At 56.6% G+C, this 7,201-nt stretch carries 6 protein-coding genes, 1 pseudogene and 1 riboswitch; of the genes and pseudogenes, 4 read left to right on the top strand and 3 right to left on the bottom strand.

All coding sequences use genetic code 11. From position 1 onward, the window contains the following. Positions 1–199 precede the first annotated feature (199 nt). Positions 200–556: an HD-GYP domain-containing protein gene (locus M5B96_RS30410; RefSeq protein ID WP_248800664.1), complete on the bottom strand. Its 357-nt coding sequence runs from the start codon at positions 554–556 to the stop codon at positions 200–202. 359 nt (positions 557–915) lie between these two features. Continuing rightward, a riboswitch (cobalamin riboswitch) is annotated at positions 916–1,086 on the top strand. Between the two features lie 38 nt (positions 1,087–1,124). Between M5B96_RS30410 and M5B96_RS30405 the strand changes: the two genes are divergently transcribed. Then, positions 1,125–2,180: a HoxN/HupN/NixA family nickel/cobalt transporter gene (locus M5B96_RS30405; protein WP_248800662.1), complete on the top strand. Its 1,056-nt coding sequence runs from the start codon at positions 1,125–1,127 to the stop codon at positions 2,178–2,180. Positions 2,181–2,337: 157 nt separating this feature from the next. On the opposite strand, the gene M5B96_RS30400 is transcribed toward M5B96_RS30405, so the two are convergent. Then, positions 2,338–2,685: a DUF6124 family protein gene (locus M5B96_RS30400; protein ID WP_248800660.1), complete on the bottom strand. Its 348-nt coding sequence runs from the start codon at positions 2,683–2,685 to the stop codon at positions 2,338–2,340. 590 nt (positions 2,686–3,275) lie between these two features. Between M5B96_RS30400 and M5B96_RS30395 the strand changes: the two genes are divergently transcribed. Together M5B96_RS30395 and M5B96_RS30390 are read left to right on the top strand one after the other, a co-directional pair. Then, positions 3,276–4,517 (top strand): hypothetical protein, encoded by a 1,242-nt coding sequence (locus tag M5B96_RS30395; RefSeq protein WP_248800659.1) that lies wholly within the window; start codon positions 3,276–3,278, stop codon positions 4,515–4,517. 162 nt (positions 4,518–4,679) lie between these two features. Next, positions 4,680–4,883, top strand: a pseudogene (locus tag M5B96_RS30390) (molybdenum cofactor guanylyltransferase MobA); the annotation flags it as partial. 43 nt (positions 4,884–4,926) lie between these two features. On the opposite strand, the gene M5B96_RS30385 reads toward M5B96_RS30390, so the two are convergent. Continuing rightward, complete coding sequence (locus M5B96_RS30385) at positions 4,927–6,471, bottom strand: hypothetical protein (RefSeq protein ID WP_248800658.1); 1,545 nt, start codon at positions 6,469–6,471, stop codon at positions 4,927–4,929. 315 nt (positions 6,472–6,786) lie between these two features. Here M5B96_RS30385 and M5B96_RS30380 point away from each other — a divergent pair, with 315 nt between their 5' ends. Then, entirely contained in the window at positions 6,787–7,128 is a 342-nt protein-coding gene (locus tag M5B96_RS30380) for a hypothetical protein (RefSeq protein ID WP_248800657.1), read from the top strand. Positions 7,129–7,201 lie beyond the last annotated feature (73 nt).

Below are 7,201 nucleotides of genomic sequence, written 5' to 3'. Positions count from 1 at the left end.
CTGAAGCGATAACAAGTTGCGACCACCGAAAGCGCTGAGGGCTTTCCATGCTGTCAATGATCCAACTGGCTCATCAATTCCTAGAGTAAAAAACTGAAGAGCAAAATTTCACGGCCAAAAAAATACCCGCTAATAGTTTTCTTGAACCAGATCAAAGAATATAAAAACACTCAGTGTCCATGCGGGTGTCCATCCACGGTCAGGATTTAGCATCGGCCCAGCGTTTGCGTGTCTTGAGGATTTCAGGTAGGCAGTCCAGAAATATTCCCACCAATTCAGGGGTGAAGTGCTGGTTGCATTGTTGGCGTATGAGCCCTACGGCACCCTCAACCGACCAGGCGCGTTTATGGGGCCGCCCACTCGTGAGGGCATCGAACACATCAGCTATGGCGACCACTCGGGCGACATGGGGGATGTCTTCACCCGCGAGTCCATTGGAGTAGCCGCTGCCGTTCCTTTTTTCGTGATGGTTCAGCGCTACAATTTGCGCCGTATGCAACAACCCTGAAGGATGGTTGCCGATAATTTTGGCGCCGATCACGGTGTGTTGGCGCATGACCTGTCATTCATCGTCCGTGATCGCCTGAACCAGGCACAGCAGGCAATGGCATTCGTGAAGCGGGTCCGAATCACCCAGGCTTGAACCATGGATATGTCCGGCCATGTTGCGGTGCTAGCCCATTTCCATGGGGGGCGCGTGAACCGCCGGGAGCAAGAACATCATGCTTGGCAGCAGGGCTGCCAGCATAGCCAGGCTCATGGCTAGCTGTCGCAGGGCACGGAGGAGGTGAGGGTGGTTCACGGGGACGTCGCGGATGACCTTCGCCCGTTTGCTGAATGCGCGCGATGGTAGCGGTTCAATGGTTCGGCAGAAATTGACCATATGGAGCATCCTTCCTGTCGAACCGTTGCCCTTTTATTCATGAGAACCGCGGTCCTAAGTGTAGACTGGCCCGGCAGATGTATCTTTATGTTCCAGGTGAGAAGCCGGTTCAATCCCGGCACGGTCGCGCCACTGTATCCGCACCTCCAGGTAGCAGCCCGGGTGTTCGGGAGTCAGACCTCGCCTTGTAACGTCATTCCTTCTCCTGGTTGGGACGCGTGTTCCCATAAGGTGCCGTTATATGATCCGTCAACTCGCACGAGTTTTCAGCGACTCCAACACCCAGATACGGGCCCGGCTCTTTGGTATCTACGGGGTGCTGATCGGCATCAATGTAATTGCCTGGGTCTGGGCGCTGCTGGCCTTTCATGACTATCCTGTTCTGCTCGGCACGGCCCTCCTGGCCTATAGCTTTGGATTGCGTCATGCGGTGGATGCCGACCATATTGCAGCCATCGACAACGTCACCCGTAAACTGATGCAGGAAAAGAAACGCCCGGTCTCCGTCGGTTTTTTCTTTTCCCTTGGGCACTCTTCCGTGGTGGTGCTGGCGTCTCTGGGCGTGGCTCTGGCAACCTCGGTCATGCAAGACCGGATGGAAGAGTTCAAAGCACTGGGCGGGTTGATCAGCACCTCGGTGTCGGCACTGTTCCTGCTGGTCATTGCGTTGATGAACCTGGTGATCCTGCGCTCAATCTACAAGTCCTGGTGCCATGTTCGCCAGGGCGGTGCCTACGTCGATGACGACTTCGATTTACTGTTGGCCAATCGTGGTTTCCTGGCCCGCATCTTTCGCCCCATGTTCCGTCTGGTGACGCGCAGCTGGCATATGTTCCCTCTGGGTTTTCTGTTCGGACTGGGCTTTGATACTTCCACCGAAGTGGCCCTGCTAGGCATTTCCGCGAGCCAGGCGGCCCAAGGGCTATCGCCTTGGTCAATCATGGTGTTCCCGTTGTTGTTCAGTGCCGGTATGTCGTTGGTCGATACCCTGGACGGCCACCTGATGCTAGGTGCCTACGGCTGGGCCTACATGAAGCCCATTCGCAAGATCTACTACAACATGACTATTACCCTGGTGTCAGTGGTAGTCGCCGTGGTCATCGGCACTATCGAGGCCCTGGGTCTGATCTCGGACAAACTCGAGCTCAAGGGGCCGCTTTGGGGCATCGTGGGCAATCTCAACGATCACTTTGGAACCCTGGGCTACCTCATCATCGGCATTTTTATCGTCAGTTGGGCACTCTCGGTGCTGCTCTACCGCCTCAAGGGCTACGACATGATTGAGGTCAAACACTAAGGCGTTGTGGTTCAACAGACTCGGGCACTGCATAGAGTGGTTTTGGTCTCGGTCCGAGCAGGGGCAGGCAATCGACTGAGGGGGGGCTGACACGGCTGTTGAATTTCGGAGCCGAACGAGCGGAAAGCCAGGTTTTCCGCTCGTTCGCAGAGCGTGGTCAGCCGCTGACGCTGATTGCTTGCCCATCCAGCACCGAGTCCATCTTCAGCTGTGCCAACTCAATCAAATGCACCACACCCATCGCCACCTTGCGGTTCGAACCGGTCTGGTTGTCGGCGTGCTCATAGGCCGTGGCCGCCGCGGATTGCAGAATCGAGTAGACATCGGCCAGGGCGTCTTCCTGGTTCCCGGGTTCATGCAGATGATCATGCAATACGGTGACAGGCGCTGGTTTGGTACCTGCCTTCGGACCGAGGTTGTAGTGAGACAAAGCCCGATCGGCGATACGAGGATCGATGCTTTCGATGTTTGAGGTTGCAGGCGGATTGGGGGTGGGCTTGAACATAGTACGAGGTACTCCAAGTGCATGTATTGAAGCCGTCACCATCGCTACCAAACGATTGAAGGGTGGCGGCCGTACGCAGGTTGGTAGACCGGTGCACTAGGAACCCGGCGCGTCCGCGGACGCCCTGCGCACGGCCACCATAAAAGCTGAGGCCGAAAAAAAGCGCCTTGCTCAAGGTGGCGCTTTGCGCCTAGTTACACCGAGGGCTACCAAACCCTGTCACTGATGAGCAGTGACGGCTCGAAGATAGCCACCGGCGTGGGCAGGCGCAAGCGGTCAGGATTTTCTAGGAAATTTCAGTCAAGGGAAAGAGAGATCTCTTGCGTGCCGCTGAAATCACAGGCTTCTGTTAGGGGGGGCGAGGGCGATTGGCTGTAGGGGGGGCAACCCAGCGTGTGGCCGTCTGTAGCTCCCTTGAAAGAACCTGGGTAGCGCTGCTGAGATCGATGCCTATATGCTTGGTGGATTCATATTCAGGGACCGTGTTGATGTGGAAGTTTTGGCTGAAAGGACTCACTCGTAAACGTCAAGATCCTATTGTGGCTGAGCCCGTTGTCCCGCTACCGGCAGAGCAGGAGCCTCCACTCCGGGTGAAAGACTGGCAGGTACTGGTTAACAGTTGGGATGGTTTCGACCGTGAAACCGGGCTGAATCAGATCAGATCGTCCCAGTCGACGATACGGCTGGCCGCTATCCTCGAACGTCTCAACGACTGGGTGCCTCAAGTCCGCGTTACCGCGGTGATGGCGCTTGATGATTATCTGACGCCGCAGCATGCCGAGTCGCTCATCGCGCAAATGCCCGCCATCATGGCGTTGGGCAACCGAAAGCGCGCCGATCACACCCAGACGATCAAGAAGCTTGAAACTGCGCTGGCGATGAAAGAGTGCATTGCCCACTGCAATGAGGCCTTCTGGGGGAGTAGGGGGGCTTCTGCTCGATTCCTCTTCAATGTCCTGATTCAAACCAAGGTGGAGAACGATCTCACCTTGTTCCTGGTCGAGACGATGGGCCACCCGGATCTGGCGGCTCGACAGATGGCCATCGCCAAGACTGAAGACCTTGCCGAAGAACCGGCGCAAAGAGTCATCGCATTAGGGTTGAGCAACGCAAGCGGTATCCTCAGAACCCAATCGTTCCGTGCAGCCATGCGATTTCAGGAGGGGCGTATTCGCCTGATAGAGCAGTTTCTGGTGGATCCTTCGTCGGCGGCGAGGTCTGCCGCACTGTGGGCTGCCAGTCAGCACGGCATTGATCCTTCCCGGATCCTGCTCGAACGTTTGGCCGGCGACATGCCGATCTCCAAAGCTCAATGGCTGGGTGTGCTGGGGCTTGCGCAAAACCTGAGTGTGCGAGTACCTGAGGAGTGGGTACGCCCAGGTATCAACCAGCGTAGTGGTGCCGTTCGTGCGCTGGTACTGGCAATTGAGGGTGACCACCGGCCGGAGATGGTCGTGGCGGCGCTCAGTGACCCGTCCCAAGGTGTATTCGAAGTCGCCATCAAAGGCGCTCATGTGGTGGTTTGGCGCGATATCCAGGACGAGCTGACATCAAGGCTTGAGCGCGAGTGGGAGACTCTGCAACCCTTTCGCAGACGGGCGCTTCACCGACTCATGCCCAAGTGGGCTCAGGTGCAATTTCTGCTGGAGCAGTTCCAGAAGCAGGGCAACGCTAGCTATTGGCTGGAGCAAATACGCCTCTGGGTTGAGGAGCACTACATGGTCTTTGACCAGATCACCTCGAAGATTGAGCGCCAGCAGACCATTCAGCGCCTGACTGAACTTGAAGCGACAAACGCATTGCCAGTCGGGTCGCTTGCTCGACTGATATGACTGGTAGAAGGTCAACCGCTTCTGGATTCCTGCAGTCATTGACGTGAGCCGCTACTCGCCAAGGGCAGCAATCGGCCAGTAGCGGACATTCGAGGCGTATTAAACGCTTGTTCAGGAGAGTTGTCGTTTCGCAGCCAACACCTCTACCCACCTTCGATTAACCTGCTCAGTCTTGCAGCGACTCGTGACAGCGCTGCCATGGTGTGTCAAGGCGGTTACTGGCAGACGATGTTCAGCGCGGTACCGCGCCGGTTTCTATCTGGGCTCGTGCAAGGGTGGAATGCCGGAGAGCGCAGCCTGCAGAAAGCCTTGTCCTGCGAAGGTGTGGCAGGGCTCGAATGCCCGGAGGCGATACTCGCTGAGTAACTTCACCCCCCCTAGGCCCTGCAAGGCTGAGCGCCTCTTCAAATCATAGGTAGTCTTCATAGACGCGCATTTGATAGGTCAGGCTTTTCAACAACTGAGGATCAAACGACAGTTGGAAAATGCTCTTTGGCAAGCGCTGCGGTGACTCGATCACGCTTGCCGATATCCGCCCTGTGTTCGCATCACGCCAGGTCGCGCTAAGCCGATGCCCCCCTGGAACGGTTTCAACCCTCAACCACACCTGGCCACGTACGTCGCTGGCGCCGACGGCACCCTGTTGCGTCAGCAGGCGGTCCTCGTCTCGAAGCGTTAGTTGCAGCGTCGCCAGTTCGTAACCTTGGTCATTGACCTGGAAGAACGAGACCACCCTGGCCAACCAATCAGGTGAAAGTGGCTGATGTCGGATAATCGCACCAATCACGCGTGGTTCATTGAGCCAGCGACCGGGCTCGACCAGCGCCGCGTAGCCTCCATCCAACTCGAGCGCCAAGCGTCTGGAACCTAACAGATCAGTCAGGCGAATGCCTGCCCCCAGCAGCACGCTATCACCGATCAGGGCGCTGATATCCTCCAGCGGCAACTCACCAGTGCTTGGCAAGATTCCACCCAGGCCTCCCACCAGTTCCAGAAGATCGGACTGCCACAGCTCTGGCTTTGTCTGGCGCAGGAACTGTGCATATTCGTTCACCGCCGCATAAGACCCTGTCTTCTGCGCGATATAGAGCGCCAGCTTGGAGCGATAGTAACGGTCCACCTTGCCCACATTGTCTTGGGCGAACGCCAAGGCCATAGGATCTTCGAACAGTTTGAGGTTATCGAATGCCAGCATTTTCATAGACCAAACGTTATCTGCGTCAGCGATGAGGGTGCGCGAGAATGGTAGGAAAGCACGGTCTAATTTCAGCCGCTCCAGCAGCAACACCCGCTTGTGCTGGCTCAAAGATGAGTCGTTTACCAGTTGGGCAAGGGCTTTACCGGTTGGGTCCTCCATCCAGGCCGGTGCGAACAGCCCACGGCTACGGGTAATGATGGTCAACGCGTCGGAGAACTGCCCGACGTCCGATAAGGGATCTTGAAGGATCACGAGTAGACGCTGCCGCTCAGCTTCTGTCAGAGACAATGAACCATTGCGCCCATCCAGACGCTCACGGGCGAAACGCACCATGTACGCGTTCAGCAGCGCTTGGGTGCGTATTGCATCAAGCGCCTTGCTTTCACGGCTATCACCGTCCTCGAAGCGTAACCACCGATCAACCTTGTTCGTGAAGGTGTTCGTCAGGCTGTCGGCAAGGTTCTTGTAGCCAAAGAATGCTCCCACGGCCAATGCCAGGGTGATGAAGGTTCCGACCGCGAGAATCCACTGCTTGATGTGATGAAGAATCGACAGTGTCTTCTCTATGGCCCGCTCGGAAACCTTCGCCTCGGCATTGCCGATCTGGCTCTGGACTTCGTGGAGCAGACGAGCGCTGGACGCCTTGAGCTCTTGCAACTCCAGGTGGAGGGCCAGGTTTTGCTCAAGCGCCTCGGCACGCAGTTGCGCCGCTGCCTTATCCAGGTGCAGGGAAATGAGTTCCTTGGTAGCAGACAACAGCATTCTTCCTTATATATTCGGAGCGACCAATAATTCCATATCCACCGCTCTATTGACATCCTGTAACCAGCAGCAGTTATTCAGTGCCGACGGGTGAGTGAATCGCCCCGGAGTGTCTAGACACATCGAACGGCTGCTTTTGGCCGATTGCCGTCACTCGGGATCGACAGTTTGCTTGGGTGGACGTGCCGCCATTGGAGGCGCAGTCGACACTCATCAAGTGCACATGACTGGTCAGATTGTGTGAGGGGGGCTTTTTCGTTTTCGGCTACCCAATGCTACAGTCCCGCAAAATCTCAACGAGGGAACGACATGAAATTGATCGTAGGGGCTTTGGCCTTGGCACTGCTTTCTGGCTGTGCAGACAGCGGCCCAATAAAGGTCGGCCCAGACACCTACACGATTTCAACGCGCGTCCCCTTCGGCGGCCCGGCATCTGCAAAAGGGCAGGCCCTGAAAGAAGCGAACGTATTCTGTGAATCCCAGGGTAGAGAAATTCTCCTCGACCACATGCAAGCGAGCGAGTGCGCTTTGCACGGCGGTTGTGGCGAGGCCGAGATCTATTTCTTCTGCCTGGCTAAAGGCGATCCGCAGCTGAAGCGTCAGAAATACAGCCCTGATCCGACGCAGAAGATTGAGATCGATCAGCGCTGATCTTGTGGGCTTGCTGCCTGGTGAATTGGACGGCTGCTAGCCCTAGTCCAGTACTGGGCTTTGTCGTTTATGG

The sequence above is a fragment of the Pseudomonas sp. MWU13-2105 genome, from assembly GCF_023242315.1.
In the GTDB taxonomy this organism is placed as follows: Bacteria; Pseudomonadota; Gammaproteobacteria; order Pseudomonadales; family Pseudomonadaceae; genus Aquipseudomonas.
The sequence above is the reverse complement of the archived record's forward strand: the minus strand, read 5'-3'. Positions and strand labels throughout refer to the sequence as shown.